The sequence below is a fragment of the Pedobacter anseongensis genome (assembly GCF_037482965.1).
Lineage (GTDB): Bacteria > Bacteroidota > Bacteroidia > Sphingobacteriales > Sphingobacteriaceae > Pedobacter > Pedobacter anseongensis.
This window is the reverse complement of record NZ_JBBHKB010000012.1, coordinates 1-645: the sequence shown is the minus strand read 5'-3', so window position 1 is coordinate 645 and position 645 is coordinate 1. Positions and strand designations below refer to the sequence as shown.

The following is a 645-nucleotide window of genomic DNA, read 5'->3' as shown; positions in this document are numbered from 1 at the left end:
TGCGGATCGGAGTATTGACAGAAACCAGGTGATGAGGTTGGCAGACTGTACTTTTATCGACCGGTTTGAGAACCTGCTCATTACCGGAAGTACGGGGATTGGTAAAAGCTACCTTGCCTCGGCAATCGGATACCAGGCATGTAGGCTGGGCTACAGGGTATTATACGGTAGTACGCCAAAACTTTTTGCCAAACTGAAAATGGCCAAGGCCGATGGATCCTATATCAAAGAGATTGCAAAGATTGAAAAACAGCAGCTATTGATCCTAGATGATTTCGGCATACAGCCCTTCGATGCCCAGAGCAGGGCGGCGTTGATGGAGATCATCGAGGATCGGCATTCAAAGACCTCGCTTATCATTACCTCACAGCTGCCGGTAAGCAAATGGCATGAAGTGATTGGTGAAAAAACCATTGCCGACGCAATATTGGATAGGATTGTTCATGATGCCCACCGTATTGAACTCAAGGGAGAATCAATGCGGAAAAAAAGGGTGCCTGTGCAAGAAAACAGCTTCCAATAAAAAACAACTTTTAAATCACTACTTTTGTCAACGCTTCTATAGCATTTGCAACGTTCGTTCGCCAGCAAATTAGGTGGTCAGTTTGCCACGGAATCACATGGTCAGTTTCTCCGAAATATACA

The 645-nt window shown here is 45.4% G+C and carries 1 protein-coding gene; it reads left to right on the top strand.

The window, feature by feature from the left end:
- A partial coding sequence (gene istB, locus WG904_RS19580; protein ID WP_339581048.1) for an IS21-like element helper ATPase IstB occupies nt 1–523 on the top strand: 523 nt, incomplete at its 5' end.
- Nucleotides 524–645 lie beyond the last annotated feature (122 nt).